The sequence below is a fragment of the Nitrospira sp. CMX1 genome (assembly GCF_054902215.1).
In genome coordinates this window covers 23,185-48,071 of record NZ_JBUBKD010000030.1, presented here as the reverse complement: position 1 = coordinate 48,071, position 24,887 = coordinate 23,185, and the positions used below count along the sequence as shown (strand labels likewise).

The 24,887-nt window shown below is 54.9% G+C and carries 27 protein-coding genes and 1 pseudogene; 12 read left to right on the top strand and 16 right to left on the bottom strand.

Going from position 1 to position 24,887, the window contains the following annotated elements:
• Nucleotides 1–14 precede the first annotated feature (14 nt).
• Entirely contained in the window at nucleotides 15–734 is a 720-nt protein-coding gene (locus ACYX34_RS08445; protein WP_462076113.1) for an SDR family NAD(P)-dependent oxidoreductase, read from the top strand.
• Between the two features lie 128 nt (nucleotides 735–862).
• Here the strand turns inward: ACYX34_RS08445 and ACYX34_RS08440 are convergent, their stop codons facing one another.
• From ACYX34_RS08440 to ACYX34_RS08430, 3 genes are all read right to left on the bottom strand, one after another.
• The gene (locus tag ACYX34_RS08440) at nucleotides 863–1,057 is read right to left on the bottom strand and encodes a hypothetical protein (protein ID WP_462076112.1); all 195 of its coding nucleotides are present in this window, start codon (nucleotides 1,055–1,057) and stop codon (nucleotides 863–865) included.
• Nucleotides 1,058–1,074: 17 nt separating this feature from the next.
• The gene (locus ACYX34_RS08435) at nucleotides 1,075–1,572 is read right to left on the bottom strand and encodes a phosphate-starvation-inducible PsiE family protein (RefSeq protein WP_462076111.1); all 498 of its coding nucleotides are present in this window, start codon (nucleotides 1,570–1,572) and stop codon (nucleotides 1,075–1,077) included.
• 205 nt (nucleotides 1,573–1,777) lie between these two features.
• Nucleotides 1,778–2,140 carry a CBS domain-containing protein gene (locus tag ACYX34_RS08430; protein WP_462076110.1) on the bottom strand — a complete coding sequence of 121 codons (363 nt, stop codon included), beginning with the start codon at nucleotides 2,138–2,140 and terminating at the stop codon, nucleotides 1,778–1,780.
• Nucleotides 2,141–3,529: 1,389 nt separating this feature from the next.
• Between ACYX34_RS08430 and ppk1 the strand changes: the two genes are divergently transcribed.
• Nucleotides 3,530–5,668 (top strand): polyphosphate kinase 1, encoded by a 2,139-nt coding sequence (gene ppk1, locus ACYX34_RS08425; protein WP_462076109.1) that lies wholly within the window; start codon nucleotides 3,530–3,532, stop codon nucleotides 5,666–5,668.
• A gap of 22 nt (nucleotides 5,669–5,690) precedes the next feature.
• Here ppk1 and ACYX34_RS08420 read toward each other — a convergent pair whose 3' ends face one another.
• Nucleotides 5,691–5,969, bottom strand: a complete 279-nt coding sequence (locus tag ACYX34_RS08420) for a response regulator (protein WP_462076108.1) — start codon at nucleotides 5,967–5,969, stop codon at nucleotides 5,691–5,693.
• A gap of 136 nt (nucleotides 5,970–6,105) precedes the next feature.
• On the opposite strand from ACYX34_RS08420, the gene ACYX34_RS08415 reads away from it, so the two are divergent.
• Nucleotides 6,106–6,258 (top strand): hypothetical protein, encoded by a 153-nt coding sequence (locus tag ACYX34_RS08415; RefSeq protein WP_462076107.1) that lies wholly within the window; start codon nucleotides 6,106–6,108, stop codon nucleotides 6,256–6,258.
• Nucleotides 6,259–6,353: 95 nt separating this feature from the next.
• On the opposite strand, the gene ACYX34_RS08410 is transcribed toward ACYX34_RS08415, so the two are convergent.
• The 4 genes and pseudogenes from ACYX34_RS08410 to ACYX34_RS08395 form a co-directional block, all read right to left on the bottom strand.
• Nucleotides 6,354–6,992: a hypothetical protein gene (locus ACYX34_RS08410; RefSeq protein WP_462076106.1), complete on the bottom strand. Its 639-nt coding sequence runs from the start codon at nucleotides 6,990–6,992 to the stop codon at nucleotides 6,354–6,356.
• Nucleotides 6,993–7,072: 80 nt separating this feature from the next.
• Nucleotides 7,073–8,800: an ABC transporter ATP-binding protein gene (locus tag ACYX34_RS08405; RefSeq protein WP_462076105.1), complete on the bottom strand. Its 1,728-nt coding sequence runs from the start codon at nucleotides 8,798–8,800 to the stop codon at nucleotides 7,073–7,075.
• 97 nt (nucleotides 8,801–8,897) lie between these two features.
• Nucleotides 8,898–9,122 carry a DUF6812 domain-containing protein gene (locus tag ACYX34_RS08400; RefSeq protein WP_462076104.1) on the bottom strand — a complete coding sequence of 75 codons (225 nt, stop codon included), beginning with the start codon at nucleotides 9,120–9,122 and terminating at the stop codon, nucleotides 8,898–8,900.
• A 68-nt stretch (nucleotides 9,123–9,190) separates the two neighbouring features.
• Nucleotides 9,191–9,248 (bottom strand): annotated as a pseudogene (locus ACYX34_RS08395) (AURKAIP1/COX24 domain-containing protein); the annotation flags it as partial.
• A 288-nt stretch (nucleotides 9,249–9,536) separates the two neighbouring features.
• Between ACYX34_RS08395 and ACYX34_RS08390 the strand changes: the two are divergent.
• Together ACYX34_RS08390 and nadB are read left to right on the top strand one after the other, a co-directional pair.
• Nucleotides 9,537–9,848, top strand: coding sequence for a hypothetical protein (locus ACYX34_RS08390; RefSeq protein ID WP_462076103.1), 312 nt, complete (start codon nucleotides 9,537–9,539; stop codon nucleotides 9,846–9,848).
• A 3-nt stretch (nucleotides 9,849–9,851) separates the two neighbouring features.
• Nucleotides 9,852–11,486 carry an L-aspartate oxidase gene (gene nadB, locus ACYX34_RS08385; protein ID WP_462076102.1) on the top strand — a complete coding sequence of 545 codons (1,635 nt, stop codon included), beginning with the start codon at nucleotides 9,852–9,854 and terminating at the stop codon, nucleotides 11,484–11,486.
• Here the strand turns inward: nadB and ACYX34_RS08380 are convergent.
• From ACYX34_RS08380 to ACYX34_RS08370, 3 genes are all read right to left on the bottom strand, one after another.
• Entirely contained in the window at nucleotides 11,419–12,117 is a 699-nt protein-coding gene (locus tag ACYX34_RS08380; RefSeq protein WP_462076162.1) for a lytic transglycosylase domain-containing protein, read from the bottom strand. The genes nadB and ACYX34_RS08380 overlap by 68 nt on opposite strands.
• Before the next feature lie 86 nt (nucleotides 12,118–12,203).
• Nucleotides 12,204–13,091 (bottom strand): aminotransferase class IV, encoded by an 888-nt coding sequence (locus tag ACYX34_RS08375; RefSeq protein WP_462076101.1) that lies wholly within the window; start codon nucleotides 13,089–13,091, stop codon nucleotides 12,204–12,206.
• A 4-nt stretch (nucleotides 13,092–13,095) separates the two neighbouring features.
• Nucleotides 13,096–14,562 (bottom strand): anthranilate synthase component I family protein, encoded by a 1,467-nt coding sequence (locus ACYX34_RS08370; protein ID WP_462076100.1) that lies wholly within the window; start codon nucleotides 14,560–14,562, stop codon nucleotides 13,096–13,098.
• A gap of 170 nt (nucleotides 14,563–14,732) precedes the next feature.
• Between ACYX34_RS08370 and ACYX34_RS08365 the strand changes: the two genes are divergently transcribed.
• From ACYX34_RS08365 to atpF, 4 genes are all read left to right on the top strand, one after another.
• Nucleotides 14,733–14,954, top strand: coding sequence for an AtpZ/AtpI family protein (locus tag ACYX34_RS08365; RefSeq protein WP_462076099.1), 222 nt, complete (start codon nucleotides 14,733–14,735; stop codon nucleotides 14,952–14,954).
• 57 nt (nucleotides 14,955–15,011) lie between these two features.
• Nucleotides 15,012–15,761, top strand: a complete 750-nt coding sequence (locus tag ACYX34_RS08360) for a F0F1 ATP synthase subunit A (RefSeq protein ID WP_462076098.1) — start codon at nucleotides 15,012–15,014, stop codon at nucleotides 15,759–15,761.
• A gap of 36 nt (nucleotides 15,762–15,797) precedes the next feature.
• Entirely contained in the window at nucleotides 15,798–16,028 is a 231-nt protein-coding gene (atpE, locus tag ACYX34_RS08355; protein ID WP_086424598.1) for an ATP synthase F0 subunit C, read from the top strand.
• A 90-nt stretch (nucleotides 16,029–16,118) separates the two neighbouring features.
• Complete coding sequence (gene atpF / locus ACYX34_RS08350) at nucleotides 16,119–16,625, top strand: F0F1 ATP synthase subunit B (RefSeq protein ID WP_462076097.1); 507 nt, start codon at nucleotides 16,119–16,121, stop codon at nucleotides 16,623–16,625.
• Between the two features lie 30 nt (nucleotides 16,626–16,655).
• Here the strand turns inward: atpF and larE are convergent, their stop codons facing one another.
• The 4 genes from larE to rlmN form a co-directional block, all read right to left on the bottom strand.
• The gene (gene larE / locus ACYX34_RS08345) at nucleotides 16,656–17,465 is read right to left on the bottom strand and encodes an ATP-dependent sacrificial sulfur transferase LarE (protein WP_462076096.1); all 810 of its coding nucleotides are present in this window, start codon (nucleotides 17,463–17,465) and stop codon (nucleotides 16,656–16,658) included.
• Between the two features lie 21 nt (nucleotides 17,466–17,486).
• Entirely contained in the window at nucleotides 17,487–18,776 is a 1,290-nt protein-coding gene (locus tag ACYX34_RS08340; protein WP_462076095.1) for a M16 family metallopeptidase, read from the bottom strand.
• A 105-nt stretch (nucleotides 18,777–18,881) separates the two neighbouring features.
• On the bottom strand, nucleotides 18,882–20,180 hold the full coding sequence (locus ACYX34_RS08335) for a M16 family metallopeptidase (protein WP_462076094.1): 1,299 nt from the start codon (nucleotides 20,178–20,180) through the stop codon (nucleotides 18,882–18,884).
• Nucleotides 20,181–20,283: 103 nt separating this feature from the next.
• On the bottom strand, nucleotides 20,284–21,384 hold the full coding sequence (gene rlmN, locus ACYX34_RS08330) for a dual-specificity RNA methyltransferase RlmN (protein ID WP_462076093.1): 1,101 nt from the start codon (nucleotides 21,382–21,384) through the stop codon (nucleotides 20,284–20,286).
• A 139-nt stretch (nucleotides 21,385–21,523) separates the two neighbouring features.
• On the opposite strand from rlmN, the gene ACYX34_RS08325 reads away from it, so the two are divergent.
• The 3 genes from ACYX34_RS08325 to ACYX34_RS08315 all read left to right on the top strand — a co-directional run bounded on the left by ACYX34_RS08325 (nucleotide 21,524) and on the right by ACYX34_RS08315 (nucleotide 24,416).
• A complete protein-coding gene (locus ACYX34_RS08325; protein WP_462076092.1) occupies nucleotides 21,524–23,806 on the top strand; it encodes a transglycosylase SLT domain-containing protein in 2,283 nt (760 codons plus the stop codon).
• A gap of 66 nt (nucleotides 23,807–23,872) precedes the next feature.
• The gene (locus ACYX34_RS08320; protein ID WP_462076091.1) at nucleotides 23,873–24,127 is read left to right on the top strand and encodes a hypothetical protein; all 255 of its coding nucleotides are present in this window, start codon (nucleotides 23,873–23,875) and stop codon (nucleotides 24,125–24,127) included.
• On the top strand, nucleotides 24,120–24,416 hold the full coding sequence (locus tag ACYX34_RS08315; protein ID WP_462076090.1) for a cell division protein ZapA: 297 nt from the start codon (nucleotides 24,120–24,122) through the stop codon (nucleotides 24,414–24,416). The genes ACYX34_RS08320 and ACYX34_RS08315 overlap by 8 nt, the downstream gene beginning before the upstream one ends.
• 233 nt (nucleotides 24,417–24,649) lie before the next feature.
• Here ACYX34_RS08315 and ACYX34_RS08310 read toward each other — a convergent pair whose 3' ends face one another.
• Nucleotides 24,650–24,856: a hypothetical protein gene (locus ACYX34_RS08310; RefSeq protein ID WP_462076089.1), complete on the bottom strand. Its 207-nt coding sequence runs from the start codon at nucleotides 24,854–24,856 to the stop codon at nucleotides 24,650–24,652.
• Nucleotides 24,857–24,887 lie beyond the last annotated feature (31 nt).

Genomic DNA, 24,887 nt, shown 5'->3' with positions numbered 1-24,887 from the left:
CCTGTAAGTGGAACATGCTTCGATTAAGAGACAAGATAGCGATTATCACAGGGAGCAGCAGCGGAATCGGCAAGGCCATTGCCCTTCGGTTTGCCTTGGAGGGAGCCATGGTGATTGTTGCAGCAAGGCGAACGATACTCTGTCAGGAGACGGTGCAACAGATACGGGAAAATGGCGGAGAGGCCATAGCCATCCAGACCGACGTGGCTGATGAGCGGCAGGTGGAACGACTGATAGGCGAATCAGTGTCTCGTTATGGCCGGATCGATATTCTCGTCAACAATGCCGGCATCGGCGGCGGTGGACGAATCGCTGAAATGAGCACCAAGACATTTGACGAGGTGATGAACATCAACTTACGCGGCACCTTCTTGTGCTGTCGAGCTGGCTTCCGACAAATGAAGCGGCAGGGCGGCGGGGTGATTCTCAATATGTCGAGTGTGGCTGGGCTGCAAGCCTGGGGAGGCACGGGAATCTATAGCGCGTCGAAGCACGGCATTATGGCTTTGACCAAGTCCCTGGCTGATGAAGGTAGGCCTTACGGTATCAAGGTCAGTGCTATCTGCCCGGGAGCTGTGGCAGACGAATTGGTGGATGCCCCTCACTCGGAAATTGAACGCAGTGAAAAGATCGATCCATTTGATGTCGCTGAGGCCGCTGTGTACCTCTCAACCTTGGGGAAGCACACTGTGGTCCATCATATCGTCATCGATCGGCTTGGCGCGGACTGGTAACACTCTACGGGTCACGTTCACCTAGCGCTAGCCAGTGTCCAACAATCGGGATCCGTTCAGACTTCGCGTTTCAACAGTCTCCGAGAAGTCCGAGCTCGCCTGGAACAAAGCACTAGCCGCTTGGCGAATTACGAGAGCGCTCGTAATTCGTAGTCGACGCCGCGCCGATGCAAGCCAATCAACGCGTGACGGCTGAGGTCATCCATGAGCGAGAAGACCTGATTCCATGTGAGCTCAGGGCAGCAGGTCACAAACTCTTCAAGAGGAATCCGTTGCCGCTCGCGAAGGATGGTGAGTAGTTTTATCGCAGGTGATTGAACCATTGAATACCTCCCATGAGTTAAAGATCAACCAGCCCAGTATCTTGAGTCCCGGTTCGTAGCGTTGGACTCCAGCGGACAGCCAAGACGCGAACGACGCTGAGGACCACTAAACTTCCCAAGAGGGCCGTCAGCGGCTGCCAGTCTCCTCCTTTGAACCATTGCGAGATCACTTCAGTCAGCATGACGACCAAGATCGTATCGACGATGAAGGTCACCTTGACGCGTCCCTCTCGGAAGTAGGTCACGGTGGTTTTGAAGACCTCGACAAGTGCCAGTAACATGAGTGTGTTGACGATGACTTGGCGCATGACAACTTCGCCTGAGTGCTCAAAGAGAAGCCGAATCTCCCACAACGTTTTCAACGCGCCGCCGGTGAGAGCGATCAGGAGTGTCAATATCACCAAACTAAGTACCCCTTTCATGCCCTTGCTCCACATCTCCTCGAGATCGAGCTGGGAGAGCCGTTGCCGGAGAAGTTCACTGTCAAAGAGCCGAACGGTGTCGAATGTTGCCATGGCTTCTTTCCTTTCCAGTGCTGTTCAAGGTGAAGTGTAGTGGATGCTCATTCCGAGAAGGTCACGAACACGTAAAACATGTGTTAACTGTGAGGCTTGCCAAATAGGGAGGGATGGAGAAGAACAAACGAAGGGGGAGTTGTTTGGAAGAAAGGGGAAGAGCTATCTTCGCGAATTGACGGAGAGGTCATGAACCGTGAGGTTCTTAGAACTCGTCGATGGAGACCGGTCTGAGAAAATCTCGGACCGACACCAGACCGATGAGCGCCCCTCCTTTGGTGACACCGAGGTGGAGGGTCCGATGCTTATCCATCATGTCGGCTGCTTCCGTCAACGGGCGCCGCTCTTCAATGCCGGGTACTGGGCTGCTCATGATCTCTTCGACTGGTACGAAATACGGCGTTTTCTCTACCCCCACGAACTTCTTGACCACGTCTGATTCTGTCACGATTCCGATGATCTGAGCTTGGTAGGTTACCAGGACACTTTCGACGTTACAGGCTCGCATGAGTTTGGCGGCCTCCACGACCGAGGTTCCTACTTCCACTGTCACTGGCTCTGTCTGCATTAAGTTTCCTACTGTGACCATCTGATCCTCCATGTGTAATTGTTGTATTGGACCCAGAGTACCAACCAGCTATTGCGTGGGCGTTAAGCAGACATTACAGATCCGTAAACTTTTCGAATAGATGGAGGGTAGAAATGTCACACGATATTAACCATTGGGTAATACAACGGTGACGTGCAAGCGATAGCCTTATTTCTAGGGCGATGAAGCGGGAACGAGTCGGCGTCTCTCAATGTAAAATAGGGAGGAAAGCATATGGGGATTCGTCTGCGAATAGGGCTCTCACTGGTAAAGTCTCTCATGACCTGCTTGGCCATCGTTGTGCTCAGTGTTTGTGGAATATTTATTCGACTAAGGCCAGCTCGGTGAGCTGATTCATTGATCGACAATGGGCTAGTGGTTGGGACGGGGCTGCTGTGCGAGATAACATAGTAGTAATGTAGAGCCTCGTTCTGAGCCTGTCCCATTGTTTGCGATCAGGATAGGTGATTGTCATTTTCACACGCCTCTTGCGCTTTCAGGCGACAACGTCGCGGTAGCAGCAAGATCCGATTCTTATCATGGTCATGCCCTCTCACCGCTGGATGCGGGAAGAGTCGATTTGTGTGCTTCGATGGGTTCAGCACGAACGGAAGACAACAGAATATTCAGTGGCCTTTTCGTTCACCCTGAGGCTCTCGAAGTTTGAGGTGAGTGCACCGAATCGGATGAACGGATGGTCTTTCCGCCCATGAAGTTAAGGGCAGGGGGTGTGGCGATGGAGCCGACTCTATTTCCTGACGAGAGCCGGTGGGGCAAGGATGCCCATTCCGACTCCCGTCTGACTAGTTCGCGTCACTGTCGAGTCTCCTCTTTCGAATCAAACACGTGATCTACTCGCGACCTACAGATAACAGGGTATAGGTGAGTCCCAAGATGGCGCTCAACAGAAACGCTTCGATGATCCATCCGGTCATTGCGCTTCACCTCCTTTCAGGTTCAGTGTGATAGTTTGAAGAGCGTGTGTTCCTGCTTCCTCTCCGCTTGGCATAATGCGAGTCTACCGGGGAGTTGTTTCCTTTTCGTTACGAACATGCCAATTCTGTGTGAAAAACTAAAATGATTGTTGGAGTGAGTGAAAGGGTGGGTGGTCGCCGGGTGCATCGCTGTGTTCCGAGGTCGTCTCCCGCGTATTGAAGCTGACCTGCTGAAAAGGCGAAGCTGAAGATCGCAATATTACAGGCTTGTAACGTTCTCGTAACGGCGCTGTGATCCACTACAGAGTATACTTATCAGATTTGCTTGTCGGCGCAGGTCGCTGGCAGTTCTGGAATATGCGCCGACTGCGATCACTTCTTCCATTTTCATGCAAGCAAACCGTTTCGAAACACTGCTTGTGAAGGAGTTGTCATGATCAATCAATCTGCTGGGCCAGGAGAACCGGCTGCCGAGCGTTCGGAGGGCATCGAAAAAACCAGTCTGTTTTTGAATCGAGAGATCAGTTGGTTGCGATTCAATTTGCGCGTCTTGGAAGAAGCGGAGAACAAGCGACATCCGCTCTTGGAGCGCGTCAAGTTTCTGACCATTTTCGCCACGAATCTGGATGAGTTCTTCATGATCCGGGTATCCGGTTTGCGTCGCCAAGTGGTGGCTGCGACGGGCGGAGCCACGCCGGACGGCATGACACCATCGGAGCAGATCGTGGTGATCAACCGAGAACTAGACGCTCACTTCAGGCGCTATAGCACGTGCTGGAGGGAAGACATACTCCCGGCCTTACGGGACGCAGGTATCCGTGTCCTGCATTACACGGAATTGACATCGGAGGAGAGCGAAGCGATCCAACAGTACTTTCAACGTGAGATCTCTCCCGTGCTCACGCCTCTGGCGTTTGATCCAACTCATCCGTTCCCGCATATCTCAAACCTGAGTTTCAACCTTGCGGTATTGGTCAAGCATCCTGAGCGTGGTGATTGCTTCGCTCGTGTGAAAGTGCCGGATACCTTTCCCCGACTCGTGCCTATTCCTACTCATGAAGACGTTGCTCTGCAACAGATGGGGTTGGGCAAGACGGGGAAGACGCAGCGATTTGTGTGGCTGGATGAGGTCATCGCCAACAATCTGGACGAGCTGTTTCCCGGTCTGGAAGTGATTGCTTCTTACCCGTTCCGTGTGACGAGAGATGCGGAAGTCGCCATTGAGGAAGATGAGGCCTCGGACCTCATCGAAGCCATGGAGGAGCAGCTCGATCAACGGGATTTCACCTCGGCCGTTCGATTGGAATTGGATGCATCGACGCCGGATCATATCCGCGACATCTTGACCCGCAACCTTCAACTCCCACCGTATCTGGTCTATTCCAATAATAGTCCGATCGGCATGGCCGGGATTCGAGAACTGTACGCACTTGAGCGGCCAGACTTGAAGGATCCTCCATTTGTGCCGTCTGTCCCGTCCTGCCTCAGCAAGTCAAGCAGCCTGCTCGCCGCGATTCGAGAGCAAGATATCCTCCTGTATCATCCCTATGACAGCTTTATGCCGGTCGTGGAGTTTCTGCGGGAAGCGGCACAGGATCCTGATGTTCTGGCCATCAAACAGACGCTCTATCGCGTCAACCCGAAGTCACCCATCATCGATGCGTTGCTGGAAGCCCGCGTCAACGGCAAGCAAGTGGCGGTGCTGGTCGAGCTCAAAGCTCGATTCGACGAGGAAAATAACATTGAATGGGCCCGGAAACTTGAAGATGAAGGGGTCCACGTCGTGTATGGCGTACGAGGGCTCAAGACGCATGCAAAGGTGTGTCTCATCGTGCGTCGCGAACCGGAAGGAATCCGACGCTACGTCCATCTCGGCACAGGAAACTATAATGTGATCACCAGTCGCATCTATACCGATGCGAGTTACTTCACGTGCGATGCCGCGATCTGCAGCGATGTGTCCGATCTCTTCAATTCCTTGACCGGATACTCCCGCAAGCATTCCTACTCCAAACTGCTCGTGGCGCCGACGATGTTACGGCAACAGATACTGGCTCGGATCGAGCGTGAGACCTGCCGTCATCGTCAACATGGTGATGGATATATCGCGTTCAAGATGAATGCATTGGTCGATACACAATGTATTCAGGCGCTCTATGACGCCTCGCAAGCCGGTGTCAGAGTTGACCTTCAGGTGCGCGGCATTTGTTGCCTGAGGCCGGGTCTCCCAGGGGTGAGTGAGAATATCACCGTGACGTCGGTGGTTGGACGGTTTCTGGAACATGCACGGATCTATTATTTTCACCACGGTGGTCACAAGGAAGTATTGATGGGTAGTGCCGATCTGATGCCTCGCAACCTGGATCACCGGGTGGAAGTCATTTTTCCTGTTGAGAATCTTCAGTGGCGTGAAGTCATCATCAATGAGATTCTCGGTGTCGGGCTACGGGATAATGTGCAGGCAAGGCGGTTACTTCCCGATGGGACGTATGAGCGTAAGGAACCGGCAGACGGTGAAACGGTTGTGAATTCTCAGGACTGGCTATTGGCTCACTGGAAGTCTCGGCCATGAAAGGGGGCCCGCCATGCTCTATTCAGGTAAGTTGGTGGGATCTTTCTGGCGATTCTGACCAATTCGCAGCCGCAGCGATCTCCATAGCAGCCTTGCACACCTCAAAGCCCTCCATCTGTGGCAGCATGAGATCAAGAATCACGAGATCGGGCCACAGAGATCTTGTAAACGCGAGTCCTTCAAGACCCGTCTTTGCGATGCTCGGGTGAAACCCTTCCTTCTCCAGATAGTGTCGGCCCAGCTCTGCGATATCTGGTTCGTCCTCGACGACGAAGATTTTTTGGGGACGTTGTGAGGTCATGTGGATTCCTCAAAACTGTTCATCCCTATTTGCTAATAGGCGTACGATACGGCTCCTCCGTTACAGAGAGATGAACAGCGATCAGGGAATACTCTGGCCCACGAAGGAAGCCTCAGGTTTATCGGATTACTACTGTATGGCCAGCTGGTTGAAGGCTTTGTCTGATGGCTTGTTTGATCAAGCCGTCAGACGGTCGGCGCTCAGTATGTTCACCCTTGCGCCGGTGGTACCGTCGAATCAGACGCATGTTGACCCGCTCCGTGTGCAAGAAGAACGTCGACGCAGTTAGGCACGAGCCAGGGAACGACTAAACGGGATTCTTCTCTTTCACGAGGGGAATGCCTAGTAGACAGATTTAAGGAGGATGCTGGTGGCAAAGATGGTTCATTCAAACTCCTCCCATCCGCTTAACCGGCTTCCCAAGACCAGTGTGCGCCTAGTTGTGGACACAAAAATGAGCCCGTTCTCGTTTGCGATGTCCACGATGTGCTCGTGCACATCGAGGGGCTTCGAAGAGAAGCTGCCGAGCAACGGGGTAAATCCTATGACCCGTTCATTCGTGACGAACACGGCTCCATAGTCATTGCTGTGCAATCGATTGACCTGCTCCCGCACTCCCAATCCTTCCTCAAACCAAAGACCGTTGGCGCCACGGAAGGCGTACAGGTTTCGGTCGGTTCGAATCAGGCCGAAGGCTGCCAGGATCCTTTGTTCCAACACCTTTTCACTCAGGTCCAGATCTGTTTTGCTCCATGTCAAGCTGCGGCTTGAAAAACCCAACAGTCGTCGCGAGGTCACCACAATCCCATTGATCCCGTTAGCTCTCGAGCTGATGACTCGCTCTTGAGCCTCCAAGCGAAATTCTCTTCGGCCACTTAACGGGCTGGTGGCCACAGCCTGGCCGGACTCCAGCCACAGAGTGACCTCTGCGCCCGGCTCCAGTGCTTGAGCGATCCCAAGCCATGGAGAGTATGTGTGAAAGCAGACGACGACCATGAGTAGCACTCGATGGGACATAGTCATGCCTGATTCTACCGTAAATTCCAGAGCGGTGATGTGTTGACCGGGGAGTCGAAAAGATGAGGAAAAGAGAACACTCTATCTTATGCGGGCTCGTTGAGCCGGATGGTGTAGAGGTAGTGGTACAGTCCGTTGCGTTCCATCAATTGTGCATGGGTGCCTTCTTCCACCAACTGGCCCTTGTCCAAGACCAGAATTCGGTCGGCACGTTGGACGGTCGACAATCGGTGGGCGACGACGAAGGTGGTCCGGCCTTCCATGAGGTGTTGGAGCGCTTCCTGCACCAGCCGTTCCGATTCCGTATCGAGCGATGAGGTGGCCTCATCGAGTAAGAGAATGCGAGGATTTTTCAGAATGGCCCGAGCGATCGCGATACGTTGGCGTTGGCCACCGGACAGGTTGACTCCCTTCTCGCCGACCAGGGTTTGATATCCATCCGGCAAACCGATAATGAAGTCGTGTGCGTGTGCCGCTTGGCTTGCCTTGATCACGGCGGCTTCGTCCGCCTCTCTGTTCCCATAGCGAATGTTGTCGAGAATGGTTCCCCCGAACAAGACGGTCTCTTGTGGGACCAGCGCAATCTGTCGATACCAACTGTCCAGGGTCACGTCCCGCAGATCTCGGCCGTCGATGGTCAGGCGTCCTTCTATGGGATCGTAGAACCGATGAAGTAGATTGATCACGGTGGTCTTCCCGGCCCCGGTTGGTCCAACGAAGGCAACCAATTCGCCTGGCTTGGCTTCGAACGACAGGCGAGTCAGCACCGGGTGACGGCTGTCATAGCTGAAGGTAACGTCTTCCATCCGGACATGGCCTTCGATTGTTTCGAGCGGCTGCGCGTTTGGTCGATCGTCAATATCCGGCTTAGCATCCAGGATCTCGAAGACTCGCTGTGTCGCTCCCTGTGCTTCCTTGATCTGGGTAAAGATCTTGGCCGCTGAGCTGAAGGGGCCGATCAGGATACCGGCAAACAACACGAAGGCGAAGAGATCACCAGGCGTCACCACGCCGTCGATGACCTGGCGGCCTCCGTACCAGAGCACGGCGGTGGCCGATGTGAATGTCAGCAGGCTGATCACCGGAATGAAGACGGCCATGATGCCGGCGCGACGGAGCGTCAGCTGCAGGGTCTGCTCAACCTGATCAGCAAAACGAGTGGCCTCCCGTTGTGTCTGAACAAAGGATTTGACGATACGAATACCGGAAATGACCTCCTCCGTCAGGGTGCTGAGTGCGGCCGTGTGGTCTTGAATCAAGGTGGATAGGGATTTCAGCCGACGGCCGAACAGTTTTGAAACGACCACCAACAGCGGGAGCAGGACGAGAATCAGCAGGCAGAGCTGCCAGTTCATCACGAGTAGGAACGTAATGCCGCCGGCGAAGGTCACGAGCTGTTTGACTCCGTCGATGGGAGCTTCTGTCACGAGGGACTGAATGACGGTGACATCGGACATTAACCGGGAGAGTAATTCTCCCGTGCGTCGGCGAGCGAAAAAGCTGACTGTTAGCTTTTGGAGGTGACCGAAAAGATGTTTGCGAAAATCAGCCACGACGGTCTGGGAGACCCAGGCGGTGAGATAACTATGGCCCATCGAGCAGAGCCCCTGGAGAATCACCAGGCCGAGGAACAGCCCGATGGAGCGCGTCATCTTGCTGGCGTCATGCTGAACGGTGATGATATCCCAGAGTGTGCCAGCCAGCCGTACCAAGGTGAGGTTGATCAGTGCAACTCCGGCCACAAGGAGCCCGGCCAGCAACAGGCGCGGCATGTGGGGACGAACGAAGGGGAGGAATCGCTTGAAGATCACCATGGTGAGTCAGGTGGTTCGATCAACTGTGGTATTGAGCGGTTAGTTCACGTCCAGTCACGCGATACCGGAGTGACAGAAGGTGGGTGGATAGACGAGGCTAGATCTGAACGATTGACTCGATCAGGTTCTTGTTGACCGCGACGAACTCCGACTGGTCTTTCTCGTTGATGACTACGTCGGTGAGGCTAATGAACAGACGCGCTTCTTCGTTAATCGCGTCGGACACACGATGTCGCATCGGGGGTACCAGGAAGTCTCCCACGTAGGTGCAACCGACCGTCCGTACGCGGATGCGAACTTTCTTGCCCTTGCCATCAGACACGGCCTTCTCCTCCCGCTATGCAGGCTGAGCCTAGCTTTTTCGGCGAAGGAATTTTTGACGTTGGCGCAGCTTCTTGTATTTGTGCTTGCGCATTTTCTTCCGGCGTTTCTTCAAGACGCTTGACATGCTTCGTATCTCCAAAGAGGAACGAGTCTAAAAGCTTTTTCTGAAAAATGCAAGCTCACGGCGTGCTTTTCCCCTATGGTATACTGCCTTTCTATGGTTGTCCGGAGGTCTTTACGCTCACTGGCTCTGTGTAGGGGCTGGCTTCTGCTGCTGACGTTGCTTGTCGCAGGTTGTCCATCGAAAACAATTCAGTATCCCGTCGAACACGAGCGGCTCCTTCGTCTTGATCAGGCCCTGGAATCCCTCCGAAGCGCATATGAGCAAAAGGATCGGGCAGGATTTCGGTCGATGCTATCCTCGCTCGATCAGACGGAAGAGCTGCAACGTCAAGCGGAGATGGATTTTGATGCGTTCTACATGATTACGCTCGAGTTCAGGATCGAACGGGTCCTGCTAGCTAAGGATGACCTCGATGTGCTGGTCAATTGGCAGGGGGTTTGGAAAAAAGACGCCAATGATACGGGCACGCGGCAGCGTGGCCATGCCCGATTGCAATGGGTCGGGACCCAATCGATTCTCCTGCGCAGCGCACAGGGCGATTTGCCCTTCGGCATGAAAACGAAACTGATGCTGGCGGAACCTTCCTCTCCGCTACGATAAATCATGTCGCGATCAGTGCCGGAAGCAGATTTCCTCGTCATCGGGAGCGGAGTGGCCGGGCTTCGTGCCGCGTTGGAACTCTGCCGGGTCGGGCGAGTGATCATGCTCACCAAAGGGCATCCTCTCCAGAGCAATTCGATCTTCGCACAAGGCGGTGTTGCGGTCGCGCTGAGCGAAGAGGACGATGTCTCCATCCATTTGACGGATACGGTGAAGGCGGGCCATGGGCTGTGCCGCCGAGAGGCAGTACGTGTTCTTGTGGAGGAAGGGCCGGATCGCATTCAGGAGCTCATCCACTGGGGAGCGAAGTTCGACAAGACCGGGGGGAAATTCGCATTTGCGCGGGAAGCCGCGCATAGCCGTAGCCGTATTCTTCGCGCGCGAGGTGACGCGACGGGAAATGAGATGGTTCGAGCGCTCATGGCGCAGGCGGTTCGACAGCAGCGGATCGCCCGCTTGGATTACCACTTTACGGTGGATCTCGTCGTCGAGGGAGGGCGCTGTTGTGGGGCGGTAGTCCTCGACGAAAACTCCGGTGAGCAATTCGTTATTTCCGCGAAAGCGGTCGTACTGTCGACTGGGGGCGCCGGCCAAATTTTTGCCCGGACAACGAATCCTCCCAATGCCACGGGTGATGGGATGGCCATGGCCTTTCGTGCAGGGGCGGAACTGCAAGACATGGAATTCGTTCAGTTCCACCCAACGTCACTCTATCTACCGTCCAGCCCGCCGTTCTTGTTGTCGGAGGCTATGCGCGGGGAAGGGGGGCAGCTCCGCAATAACAAGGGCGAGTCATTTATGACGCGATACCACCCTCTCGGCGTATTGGCACCGAGAGATATCGTTGCACGGGCCATTTGGGCGGAAATGGCGGCGACGCGTGCTCGGCATGTCTACCTCGATGTCACGCATTTGGGATCGGACTTTGTAAAGCGTCGTTTTCCCACGATCTATGCGACCTGCCTGCGCCACGATATCGATATTACGGAGGAGTGGATCCCGGTGTCTCCAAGTGCCCATTACATGATGGGAGGGGTCACGACCGACCTCAACGGGGCGACCACGTTGCCCGGCTTGTTTGCAGCCGGAGAGGTCGCGTGTAGTGGTGTGCATGGAGCGAACCGCCTGGCGAGCAACTCATTATTGGAAGGGTTGGTATTCGGGAGACGGGCTGGCGTGGCAGCCATCGCGTCGGCCGATGGCTGCCCGACGCCGAGTGGGAATGAGTTCCATAAGCGGGTACCACGCGGCTATGGCGATCGATTAGACGATGTGGAAAAGGTACGAAACTCCCTGCGCCGGATCATGTGGGGCCAAGTTGGATTAATCCGATCTCGGGAGTCATTGGTCCGGGCTACGGCTCAACTTGCTCGATGGGAACGAATGGTCTCCCGATCCTTTTCCACTCGAGCAGACCTTGAGGTGAAGAACATGGTGCAAGTGGCGCGCTGTGTGGCGGAAGCGGCTTTGTGGAGAGAGAACAGCGTCGGTGCCCACTACCGATCTGATTTTCCAGGGACGCGACGTCCGGGATGGAAGGCGCATAGCCGACTGCGCCTCACAGATCGGACTACTGGGCGGGTGGGATTGAGCCCTCAGGGGAAGCTGGTGCCATTGCGTACTCGGAAGACGGGATAACATGACCGGTCGAATCCAGGTCGCGTGCAAGAAATGTTCGGTAGTACCGGAGGACTTTTCGGACATATTGGCGTGTTTCGTCGATCGGCGGAAGGGTACGATACCGGTCAACGACGCGTTCTCCGGCATTGTAGGCCGCGAGCGCGAGAGGGAGATTCCCTCGGAATCGATCCAGTAATTGACGGAGATATTTGGTCCCCCCGCCGATATTGTCTTCCGGATCGTAGAGATCTCGAACATCCAACTGAAGCGCGGTCTGTGGCATTAACTGCATCAACCCGATCGCACCGGATCGTGAAACGGCACGGGGATCAAAATTAGACTCGGCTTTGATCACGGCACGGATGAGAGCCGGGTGGAGTTGATGTTGCCTTGAGAACCGCTTGATCATCGGTTCCAATTCCTGCTCTGAGATAGCCGGGTGTAGCCGATTCGGGCGGATGTCGACTCGGCGATATCGGATATCAGAGGGAACATTGGTCAGCGAAATGGTCCCTTTGGCGTCAATATACTGATAGATCTCGGCGTGGAGGGGCGGAACCGGACTCAGTACAGAACTGCCAAGCAAGAGCGCAGCTGCCAGGCCGGAGCGTGTGCATGGGGAGGCGGACGGGAGTGTGTGATTCAGCATCGTCACACGATAGCAGCCCCTAGCGGACTGTCAAGAAATTGTAGATCTTTTGTGAAAACCTGATGAAACACGAGGGAATCGGAGGCTTAGCCTGCTGTGGACGGTTCTGATAATCGGTCTCGGGCCTCAATAAACCGCGCTCGTAGCTTGCGAGTCAGCGGGCCTGGTACTCCCGCTCCGATTCGCTGGTCGCCGATCTCAACGATCGGCATGATTTCCATGCTGGTGTTGGTCAAAAAACACTCATCGGCCTGATGGAGTTGGTCGACGGTAAAATGCCCCTCTCCAATGGGCAGGTGAAGCTCTTCAGCCAATTGAATCACGACTCGTCGGGTGATGCCGTCGAGGAGACCGCAATCCAAGGCCGGCGTATTCAGCCGGCCATCCCGGATGAAGAAGAGATTGCTGGTCGTGCCTTCGGTCAGGTGTCCTTCCCAATTGAGCAGAAGGCTGTCGAACGCGTTCGCAGCGATGGCTTCGCGCTTGGCCAAGATGTTGTTGAGGAAATTGGTGGACTTGATTTGCGGTGGGAGCGCACTTGGCAAGTTTCGCCTGGTCGACGCGAGAACCACGGAGACGCCTTGTTCATAGAGATGGGAGGCCGGAGGGACCAACCACTTGGTCATCACGACGACGGTTGGTGAGGGGCACAGGGCTGGATCCAGTCCAATGTCTCCAGCTCCGCGTGAAACGGTGATTCGCACATAGGCGTCTCGTTGATCGGTTCCCAACTCGTTGCGCACCAGGGTTTCATGGAGTATGTCGACCCATTGGGTGAGAGGGATCGGAATTCTCAAGCCGATGGCGTCGGCGGACTGAAACAGCCGTGCGAGGTGGTGGTCTCGCATGAAGAGGCGAGGGCCATACGAACGCATTGTTTCAAAGACTCCGTCGCCGTACAGAAACCCATGGTCGAAGACCGAGATCCGGGCTTCGTGGTCTTGCACAAATCGATCGTTCAGGTAAATCCACATCCTGCTATCCAAAGGCGCTGAAAAAGGCCTGGGCTTTATGAAGGGTTTCCTCGTACTCGCGTCCCGGGTCGGAATCGGCCACAATCCCGGCGCCGACTTGGAGGTAGCCTGTGCCGTTTATCATCGTAAGCGTACGGATCAGGATATTGAAGTCGAGATCACCGCTCCAACTGAGGTATCCCATGGAACCGGTATAGAGGCCGCGACGGACCGGTTCCAATTCCTCGATGATCTCCATGCAGCGAACCTTCGGGACACCGGTGATGGTGCCTCCGGGAAACATGGCTCTCAGGAGGTCGAACCCGGTCGCCTGGTCCGTGAGCGTACCGGTGATATGCGATACCAAGTGGCTGACATGTGAATACTGCTCCAACGTCATGATTTCGTCTGCCCGGATACTCCCAAATCGGCAGACTCGACCGAGATCGTTCCGCTCGAGATCGACGAGCATAATGTGTTCTGCGCGCTCCTTCTCATTCACTCGGAGTTCCCCGACGAGTCCTTGATCTTCGAACAGTGTTTTCCCACGGGGCCTGGTTCCTGCGATCGGCCTGGTATCGGCTCGACGACCATCGAGGCGGACAAGGCGCTCAGGCGATGAGCTGATGAGGCGGACCGAATCGAACCGGAGTAATCCAGAGAAGGGTGAAGGGTTCAGGGTTCGGAGCCGGCGGTAGGCGGAGAGATCAGCTTGGAGGTGTCCTTGACGAAGGGCTACGCAATCAACGGTGAAACGGTGTGAGAGGTTTGCTTGGTAGATGTCACCGGCTGCAATGTAGTTCTGGCAGCGACGGACACTCTCTCTATATGCGGCTTGTTCCTGTTCCGGTGTAAAGGTCAGAAGACCCAGATTGTCTGGATGGGTGTCGCCCGTATTGGGCCGCGTCAAAAGGGCTTCGAGTGCGGCAAGCCGGTCTCTTCCTTCGCGGAATAATTGTTCTCGTGACTCAGCCAAAAAACGTGTCGGCGGCGGACAGAACATCAGTATCAACTGGTTCCGCTCATGGTCGACTGCCGCAACGAGATCAAAAAATGCGAATTCCAAATCAGGAACGGAAGGATGGGGTGAGGCAATCGAGGGCAATCTCTCGAATTGGCGGACGAGATCATAGCTGAGGTATCCCACGGCCCCTCCAAAAAACGGGGGAGTGTCGGGAGGGCGAGCGATGGGCTGGTCGGCAAACAGTTGCCCCAACTTCTGAAAGGGAGCCAATCCTGACGTGCTGTGGTTTCTAGTCGGGCGTTCTATCAGGTGGTGGCCCATTCCGGACAGCCGGTAATAGGGATCGGTGGAAAAGTACGAATATCGTCCCATCGATCGCCCTCCGCCGCTTTCCAATAGAAAGGACGGATGCTCGGTTGAGGCGACGGTTGCATACAGTTCCAAGAGGTTCGTCGATGGGCAGGGCAAAGTGACGATAAGCGGTGAAGGGGGGCCATGCAAAAAACTCGAGGCGGTATCTTGTCGCATGGTTGGGCTGTCTCGATCAAACCACAAAACAATGTGGCTCACTATACCGCAGAGATTTCTGGGGAGATAGATGCCTAACGGCTTGACATTACAAGCAGACCTTTGCTTAAATTGCTCGCCCATCAATGGCAGGGTTGTGACTGCGTGCTCCGCCTCCCATGGGTTTCAGGATGGCCCCTCCACAAGATCCCTTATATGCGGGGCTCGGCCAAGCGATCAGGATCGCAACTGATCTGCTTGCGGCTTTGATCGTAGGGGGAGCATTGGGGTGGGTCTGTGATACGTATGTTTTTGACTCGACTCCATGGGGCATGATCATCGGGCTTCTGATGGGGATCGTGGCAGGTATGAGAAATGCCTATCGGTCGATACAACGGTGGCCGAAGACGTAGCGTGTCGGACTGAAGATTCCATAACTCAAACCCTCTAGAAGGACTGACGAGAATATCGTGGAAGAAAGCCCCCTTCATCAATTCGAACTTCAGAATTGGATTCCAATTTCGCTCGGCGGGTTGGATATTTCCATCAATAAGGCCGTTGTCTTTATGTGGATCGTCGTGTTGGCAGCGGCGGTGCTCATGGTGATGGCAGGGTCTGCAAGGAAGTTGGTTCCGGGAAAGTTGCAGAGTCTCGCAGAGCTGATGGTGGACTTCATTCGCAGCATGATCTTGGACACGATGGGGAAGGAGGGAATGCGATTTTTCCCGCTGGTCGCCACCCTCTTTGTGTTTATCCTCTTCAGCAATCTGATTGGGTTGATTCCCGGTAGCTACACGGTGACGAGCCAGATTATCGTGACGGCCGTCTTCTCATGTGTGGTCTACGGGTTGAGCCTGGTCATTGGTTTCATGTTGCATGGCGCAAAGTTTCTCGGCATCCTGGTTCCTCCTGGAACGCCTGGCTGGTTAGTTCCCCTGATGATTCCGATTGAGATCATTAGCCAAGTGGCGCGGCCAGTTTCGCTGGCGGTGCGGTTATTTGCCAACATGACAGCCGGCCATGTGATGCTCGCGGTCTTGTTCAGCCTTACGATCGGCGGCGGGTTGCTGATCGGATGGTTGCCCTTTGCGTTTACAGTTGCCATTTATGGGCTGGAATTTGGTATCGCATTTATTCAAGCTTACATTTTCAGTATCTTAACCTGCGTCTACCTGGGCGACGCATTTCATTTACATGGCCATGATGAGCACGCGCATTAGCGCATGCCAGTTTAGACAAGAGAGGAGTAAGACATAATGGATTCAGCAGCAGCAGGGTTGATCGGTATGGGATGTGCCGCCGCAGGGTTTGCCGGAGCGGGTGTCGGCATCGGGTTTATCTTTGGAAAGATGATTGAGGTCGTGGCACGTCAGCCCGAGGCGGAAGCGCGTGTTACGAAGTACATGTGGATCGGTTTCGCATTAGTGGAAGCCATTGCGCTGTACGGCCTGGTCATTGCCTTCATCATCATGGGATTCCGTAAATAACTAGGGAGCGTTAACCGTTATTTGTGAACCGCTCCTCGAGAGGTTCATTTTCGTGTAACGTTTCACGAGTAACGTTTTACGAAGGCGCGCATGCCACAGTTTGAATCGCACTTTTTCTCGTCCCTGATTTTCTGGGAAGTTGTGTCTTTCGGCATATTGTTGTTCATCCTCTATAAGTATGCATTCCCCGGCATTCTCAGTATCCTTGAGGAACGAGAAAAGAAAATTAAGGACAGCCTTGATCAGGCCGAACGTCACCGGTCGGATGCTGAGAGTCGGCTGAAGGAATATGAGGCCAAGCTCAGTGCAGCCGGTAAGGAGGCAGAAGCCATCCTTGCAGCGGCAAAGGAACGAGCTCAACGCCTGCTCGATGAAAACGAGCAACGGTTGACTGCCGACGCAGAGCGGATAAAAGGCGATGCCACAAGGGAAATCGAGCAAGAACGGCGCAAGGCCCTTCAGGACATCCGTACCCAGACCACGGAATTGGCACTCATGGTTGCGGAAAAGGTTGTACAGCGGAGTTTGACCGAAGCTGACCAACGGAAGTTCGCCGACGAAGCGCTTGAGGCCCTCTCTCGATCACAACAGCGATAGGCGATCCCTATCGGACTGTACCAGGGGGAGTCAGCTCAGGCTGACTCCCCCTGGGCGATACCCATCCAGATCTACCGTCACAAACCGAAACCCGAGTTCTTTCAGCTGCGTACTGATTCGGGTGCATCGGGCGGGTTCAATTAGCCAGGAGAGGTTGTCTGGAGCCACTTCAATTCTGGCAATGTCGCCATGGTTTCGGACTCGAAAATGGCGTAGCCCTTCTCGCTGAAGTACGGCTTCGGCTTCTTCAACCCGGCTCAGCTTTTCCAGAGTGATGGGCATGCCACGTGGGATTCGTGACGACAGGCAGGCTGCGGCAGGCTTATCCCAATTCGAGAGACCCAGTTCCTTGGCCAGGATGCGGATATCAGCCTTTGATAGCTGGACCTCAACCAATGGACTGCGCACACCCCATTCCCGTGCTGCCTTCATACCAGGGCGGTCATCACCAAGGTCGTCCAGATTGGTCCCATCTACAACATATGCGGCCGTCTTTGATTGTCGAACGCTCCCAAGCAGCTGATACAAGTCGGTTTTGCAGTGGTAGCAACGGCTGGCGTCATTCTTGACGAAATCATCAATGGCTAATTGGTCTGTTTGCACCGTTTCATGACGAGCGCCAATTTCCTGCGCGACGCGCTGGGCCGCTTCTAGTTCAAGCGACGGGAATGTTGGCGAGACGGCGGTGATGCCGACCGCCTTGTCTCCGAGTTGTTCATGTGCAACTTTCAATACGAAGGTGCTATCGATTCCACCGGAATACGCGACGACCACAGAACCCAGCTCTGTGAGAAGGGTTCTGAGTCGAAGAAGTTTCTCTTGGACCGAAACGGCTTGCATGGACAATTCTCAAACGTTGAGCTAATGACGGACTTTCGCCTTGGTAATATTCCCCACCACCACAAGAGCATAAGACTGCGGGTTTAGGTACTGCTTGGCCACGCGCTGCACGTCGTCTTTCGTCACTCGGTCGATCCATTTAGGATACTGGCTGAAGTAATCGAACCCGAGTCCAAAAAATTCTACCTGACCCAAGACTTGCGCCAGCTTGGCCGTGGAGTCCAGTCGTAAGGGGAAGCTCCCCATCAAGAATGACTTGGCCTCGGCTAGTTCCTGGTCGCTCACCGGCGCCTCACGGATCGCCTTCATTTCGGCTAAGGCACTGGTGATGGCCTGGTTGGTGGTCTCAGTTCTGGTCTGGAGGTTGATCCAGAACGATCCCGGCATGGCTCTCGCGTCATAGTGGCTTGTAATTCCATAGGCAAGACCCTGCTTATCGCGAATCGAATCCATCAGCCGCGACGAAAATCCACCGGCTCCGAGAACATGGTTCATGACGGTGACCGCATAGAAATCCGGGTTTGTTCGGCTGATTCCGGAGTGGCCCAACACAATAGTGGACTGGGTTAAGTCTTTCTCGATGAATTGGACGGCCTTTTTCTCGACAGTGGGCGGTTTTCTAGACGGTCGCGGCGGTGCAGCACCTTTCTTCCAGGATCCAAAATGAATCTGAACGAGGGAGGTCGCTTGTTCGACAGTCATGTCGCCCACGATCGTAAGAATGATTTGGTTGGGGAGGTATTCCTTGGCGTAGAAGCTTTGGATGTCGGACAAGGTGATCTTGTTGAGGGTCTCCTCGGTTCCATGGACAGGCCAGCGATAGGGGTGGTTCTGGTAGACTAGCTGGTTGAAGGCTTTCATGGCCACATGGCCGGGATCATCGTTGTCACTCGCGATTTCCCCAAGAATCTGTGATCGAACCCGTTCGAATTCCTGTTTGGGGAATGCCGGGCGTTGAAGGATATCAGCAAGAAGCGTAAATCCCAGGTCGATATCCTTTTTAAGGATGCGGGTGGACGCGGTCGTAAAATCTTCACCGGCTTGGGCACTGAGGGATCCACCGACGAAGTCGATCTGCTCGGCCAGCTGTTTGGACGATCGTGACGTGGTGCCTTCATCCAGCAGGCTGGCAACGAGGTTGGCAACACCGGCCTTCTCCGGATGGTCTTGGGATGAGCCAGCCTTGATGAGCGCATGGAGTTCGACGATGGGAAGAAAGTGTTGTTCCAACACGACGACCGTCATCCCATTGGGTGTCGTGAACTTGACAGGGATAATGTCGGCTGCAGTCGCTCCTAGAGGAACACTCATCGACATCGCCACACACAGGACCCAGCACATCCGATTGGCAAGCGAACTGGATCGAGGACCAGAATCAGAGTAGCCTGTGGAGTTGGGTTCGTGATTCATGGCGTCCTAAGACTTTCCATCGTGCGGTGCTGAGTGGGACGATTCGACGGGTTTTGGCGGCAAGGGGATGAGAATCCCGGTGGTCCGATTGTCTGGGGTTAAGTACAGCTTCGCGACACGTTGAATGTCCTGGGCGGTGACCGCACGGATACGCTCAACGAACTGATTGATTCGTCTCCACCCTGCTCCGACGGTCTCTGCTTGTCCCATGAGCATGGCGTGGCGAAAATTCGAATCTTGTTCGAACACGCGCGATGCTTCGATTTGGTTCTTCGCTCGTTGCAGCTCCAACTCCGATGGAGGGTCATTCTGCAGACGCGTGACTTCACGCTGGAGCGCTTCTTCCACTGCTTCCACCTTCGCTCCAGGATTGACCAGTGCGTAAAAGTAGAATAGGCCGGGATCGGTTTGCAGCAAGCTGTATTCCGCACCGACTGCCAGCGCCAGCTTCTGCTCATAGACCACGTTTTGGTAGAGACGGGAACTCTTCCCCTGCGAGAGGATCGACTCGAGGAGATCGAGAGCATAGCTGTCGTCACTCGAATAGTTCGGGATGCGGAAGCCCATCATGACGAACGGGACCTGCGCTTCCCGCTTGAGGAGAAAACGACGTTCGCCGCGTTGTTCTGGCTCGGGCGGAAGAATCTGCTTCGGCGATGGGCCTCTGGGAATCGGCTCAAATAGTCGCTTGATCATGGGGAGCAATGAGTCAGCCTTGATGTCACCTACTACGATCAAGGTGGCGTTGTTGGGCGAGTAGAAGGTGTCATAGTGGCGCTGTAAATCTTCGATTGCCATTGCATCCAGGTCTGCGAACCAGCCGATCACCGGCCAGTGATAAGGATGGCTCATGAAAACCTGGGAGAACAAGGCTTCGACTAACGCGCCTTGAGGATCATCTTCAGACCTCAGGCGGCGTTCCTCTTTGACAACGTCGCGCTCGGTCTGGAACTCACTGTGATCGAGAAGCAGCCCCTGCATTCGGTCAGCTTCTAGTTCTAACGCGAGCCCGACACGGTCAGCCGACACGTTTTCAAAGTAGGCGGTAAAATCCTGTCCGGTAAAGGCGTTGTCGATACCACCATTCTTTCGGATGATGCGGGAAAAGGAGCCTTTGGGATACCTGGCTGTGCCTTTGAACATCATGTGCTCGAGCATGTGTGAGAGTCCCGCACGACCCATGACTTCATTTCGGGAACCCACCTTGTACCAGACTTGGACTGTGGCCACCGGGGCTTTTGGCACTTCGATCAGCAGCACCTTCATCCCGTTTGAAAGCATGTATTCGTTGGGGTCAGCTCCCATGGAGGGGGACCGGTCGCCCAGGACCAGGAGCATCCCTACGAGGCAGGCAAACCAAGTGCGTGTGAGTATCGGCCTGATCATAATGAACGTTGAATAGGGCATGCTAACAACGAGTTTCAATTGCTGTCAAGGTAACGGGAGATCGGTTGCCGGAGATGTCACCGAGCTGTCCGCAGGCACCGTACACGTCGCGCCCACGACTCTGACGGACATAGACATCGAGTCCCGCCTTACGAAGATCGGATTGAAACCGAAGTACGTCGTTGTCCGGCGGACGGCGAAACCGACTGCCCGGAAACTCATTGAACGGAATCAGATTCACTTTGCAGCGCAAGGATTTCAGCAGTCGTACTAGGCGATGTGCATCGGCTGGAAGGTCATTTACACCGGCCAACAGGACGTACTCGAACGTCAACCGTCGGTGAGGCGCAAGCGGGTATCGCCGACAAGCATCCAAGAGCGAATTCAAGGATGCGATGTTACTGGCGGCGGGCATCAGATCTCGGCGTTGTGCTTCTGTGGTGGCATTCAGAGAAATGGCGAGATTCACACCCATTGTTGCGACGTCTGAGAGGCGGGATGCCAGACCGGCTGTCGAGACGGTAATGCGTCTTCGTGACCATCCCAGGCCCCAGGGTTTGTTCGTCAAAGCGGCTACGGCGGCCTTGAGTGTCTCCACATTGGCGAGGGGTTCACCCATTCCCATGAAGACAAGGTTCGTGATGTGTTCCTCAGCGCTCAGGAGGTCTTGCGAGGTTAGGACCTGATCGATGATTTCATGGAGCTTGAGATTACGTTTCAGCCCCATCTGTCCGGTGAGACAAAACCCACAGTCCAACATACAGCCTACTTGCGTCGACACGCAGAGGGTCAGCCGCGTGTCATCCGGGATCAGTACAGATTCGACGGTCATGCCGTCTTCGAGCGTCAAGAGTACTTTACGTGTTCCATCTTGGGACCGGAGAACGCTCACCTGTGCCGAACGACCGATAGCAGCTGATCGAGACAGTGTCACTCGATCATGCATCGGGAGATCAGTCATGTCCGTGATCGTTCGGAGTCGTCGTTGGTATATCCAACGCAGAATTTGAGCGGTTCGATACTCGGGCCAGCCCTGCGTGCGGACAAGCCGGGCCATCTGATGTTCGGTGAGAGCTAAGAGCTGAACCGTTGAGTTGAGATGCGAGACCGATGGATCGGCCATATGATTCCTCGCTGGATGGGCAGCCTATCACAGCGCAGGTTGCCTCGCATACGAGCCGGCCACTCACCGACCTGCAATTCTTTTTCCATTGTGAGTGGCTCTGTATATAATGGTGCTAAGTGCATTGCGATGGGTAACCATGAGGAACCATAACGTGTCGCTGATTCTCGGTCTCTATTTGACGTTGCTCAGCGTGGGGGTGTCTGTGCATGACGCGCACGCCGCACAAGTCGCCGCGCTGGAACAAACGAACCACGAGAACTGTGCGTCTTCCGAAGACTGTTTTCTGGCAGCGGTCTGGCCGAGGGAACGACTGGGAAATGTCCTCACGAAGGATCAAGTCGTTGCACTGAAACTCGAACGTCTCCGCAAGGTGATGGAGGGGGCTCCGGCGTCGATCTGGGCGAAGCGGGCCGGCTTACTCTCCGGCGTGATTCTGATGGATCGCAATCCTGCTGCCGCGCTGCCGTATCTCCGAGCCGCACAACAAGACGTTCCTGTCCTCGACGATTACATCCGATTCTGGATCGGGGAGGCCCATTTACGACTGGGGGAGGTCAAGGAGGCTGCAGCGATGTTCGAGGGAGTGTCGCAAGCGGTTCCCGATTCCAACCTTCTCAATCTGGTCGCGCTCCGTGCCGGGGAAGCCTGGTACCGAGCCTCCAGTTGCCCCGAGGCCATCTCGTGGCTTGCGAAAGCGGTGAGTGGAAACGACAAAGACCCTCAAATCGCACAAGCCTGGCTGCGGATGGCCTCGTGTTATCTCCGCGAAAGTCAGCTAGCCGAAGCTCGAGAGACGTTAAAGCAGCTCTGGGTGAAGTTCCCACAAACGAAGGAGGCGAAGGAGGCCGAGGGGTTGCTGGCGGGCAACAACGGAGGTGCATCCTGGAGTGCCTCTCCTGACCTCTATTATGAGCGTGCCCAGGTGTTTCTGGCACAGTCACTCCATGCGGAAGCGATCGATGAGCTCAAAAAGTTCATGGCTCTGGATCCTTCCTCTCCACAACGCGCGGATGCCAAGCTCAAATTGGGAATCGCACAGGTTCGGCTCAAGAATTATGACCAGGCGCGCGAGACCTTCTCTGTGCTGACCGAGGACCAAGGGCCTCGGACGGATGAAGCGACGGTCTGGTTGGCGAGAGTCTATCTCCGCCAGGGGTTGGGAGAGAAGCTGTTGGATTTGTGTCGCACGCTGTCAAGGCGGACTTTGACTCCGGAGCAGAAGGGCCAGGTCAACTTGTTCGCTGGAATCTGGCTCGAGGATCAATCACGTTTCGACGAGGCGGCCGAACGGTATCGGCATGTTGCCAAGATGGGTGAACCCGCTTCTCAACGAACCGAGGCACAATGGCGGGAGGGGTGGTTGCTCTATCGAACAGATCGTCAGCGGGAGGCGATCCGGGTGTGGCAGCAGATTGTCGACCAAAAGGATAGCGATGTGGAGCCACAAGCGCTCTACTGGATTGCGCGTGCCCATGGGCAGCTTGGAGATGCCAAGGCGAAGGACCTGTTTGCACAGCTCTGCCAACGGTTCCCGTACACCTACTATTGCCAGCTGGCACGCGAGCAGGGAGGAGGCCAGCTTCCCGCACGGATGGAACAGGATCCGGCGGTGGCACCAGTGTTGGCCGTCCAACCCATTTCTGAGGCCGGTCACGGGCTGGCTCAGGAGAATCAGGTCGTCAATCGGAGTCAGATCGAACAACAACCAGCCTTCAAGCGAGCGGTTGAGCTGCGGTTGCTGGGCCGGGAGCAGGATGCCGCAAGAGAGCTGAGCGTCTTGACGGATCGGTATAGTCGGGATCCTGAGGTATTGGCGGCCTTATCCATCATGCTGAATGAGGTCGGCGCGTATCACCATGCCTTACGCCTTGTGCGATCGCGATTTCGCGAGAAGTTGGAAAGGACCGGCGGGACCATTGCCGAGGGTTTGTGGAACGTGGCCTATCCGACCGGATTGATTCCGACGATTAAGATGTCGGCGACCAACGGCGTAGACCCCTTTTTAGTCGCCGCGATCATCCGAGAGGAAAGCCAGTATGATTGGAAAGCCGTGTCACGCGTCGGCGCCATTGGTTTGATGCAAGTGATGCCGACCACGGCCAATACGGTGGCTCAGCAACATCACCTGCCAAGCGTATCTCGCGAGGATCTGTTCGATCAGGAAGTCAACATTCGGATCGGTGTGCGGTATGTGGAACAGCTCTTGGCGCAGTTTTCAGGCAATGTGGCTCAAGCGATCGCCGCGTATAACGCCGGCCCGGTCGTCGTGGGGGCCTGGGCAACGACATATCGCGGTCGAAGCGAGGATGAGTTCGTAGAGTTGATTCAGTACCAAGAGACCCGGCAATACGTGAAGCGGGTGCTCCGCAGTTACAAGGAATATCTGCGTTTATCCGGGGCGCCCAAAACCGTTTCTTGACAGGATCTTGTGAAATTTTTATAGTGCGCCACAATCTGTGGTGGTCATAACCAAGAGGGGATGATTATGTCATTGGATCGACTGGATGCGCTCGAAACGCGAATTCGTGACCTGGTCAAGCTCGTTCAAGAGCTCAAGCGAAAGAACGGACTCTTGGAGGAGGAGCTCAAAACGGCTCGCCAGCAGTTGGCCCAGCAAGATGATATGAATCGCAGATGGGAAATGGAGCGAGTGGATATCAAAACGCGAATCGAAAAAGTCATGAGCGAGATCGAGCTGATTGAGTGTATCGAGGAGCCGAAGGAGGTGGCCATTGACTAAGACCATTGATGTGGAAATTTATGGTCAACGGTATGCCATCACCGGAGACAGTGATGATGTCTATGTTCGGCGGCTGGCTCATTTTGTCGACGACCATATGAAACACCTCGCGGAGGGGATGAAGACGACGACGCCCTCGAAGTTGGCCGTGCTCACCGCGATTAATCTTGCCCATCAACTCTTTGAATCCGAAAAGAAACGGGTCCAGGGGGAGGCCGATGTCGAACGGCGGATGGTGACCTTAATGGAATCGATCGAGGAGCAGATGCCGTCGTCGCTCTTTCGATAGCGTGGTGATTCGCCTTGCTTTCAAAGAGTCCCTTTGTTATCGTATAGATAAGTCAGTGCTGGTGGATCAGGTTAGGGCCACAAGGTTGAATCGTTGAATGACTTGGAAATAGCGTCGAGAAAGCCACAGGCAGTATTGTTCTGAAGGGATACGAAGTGTTTGTTCATCAGGGGGCTCAGTGTACGGATCATGCGTGGTCAACCAGTTCCATCCGTCTAAGGACGGATAGGTTTTCACGGCGCATGGTCTTGGTAGAGGACGGACGGACAGAGTGATGATTCAGAGTCCGTTGCTGCGTTCTTCACCGCCGCGCATTGATGCCCCTGATGTGTGAGATGCACAGCGAAATCCGGCGGAGTCGTGAGTTGTATCCTGATGAACCCCTGTGCTTCCAAGTCAAAGAACCGATAGTCTCCTAAGGCCCCTCCTTCATCATCCACCGCACGTGTCCGAATCGTACCTGTTGTCCGT